This window comes from Halalkalibacterium ligniniphilum (assembly GCF_000334155.1).
Classification (GTDB): domain Bacteria; phylum Bacillota; class Bacilli; order Bacillales; family Bacillaceae_D; genus Halalkalibacterium; species Halalkalibacterium ligniniphilum.
In genome coordinates this window covers 1-238 of sequence record NZ_ANNK01000191.1, presented here as the reverse complement: position 1 = coordinate 238, position 238 = coordinate 1, and the positions used below count along the sequence as shown (strand labels likewise).

Here is a 238-nt window from a genome sequence, read left to right as displayed (position 1 = left end):
AGGATTACAAAAGTGACCAAAGGGTCTAACAAAAAGTGGGAAGGCTCTAGAATGATGCTGCCCGAACATGTTGCTCTGATTCGTCAACGGAAAGTAGATCAAAAGAAAGTGAAAAAGCATGAACTAGATGAGCAAGAACTGGAGGAAATCGGTTATGTGGTCATGGATGCACTAAACCATACTTTAGAAGTACGTGTTATCTATTGGGATAATTGGGCTTATCATGAATTTGTGGGGT

General features: G+C 40.3%; 1 protein-coding gene. It reads left to right on the top strand.

The window, feature by feature from the left end:
- Nucleotides 1-51 precede the first annotated feature (51 nt).
- On the top strand, nucleotides 52-238 hold a 187-nt coding region (locus tag BLT_RS0121085; RefSeq protein ID WP_161603264.1), incomplete at its 3' end, for a YolD-like family protein.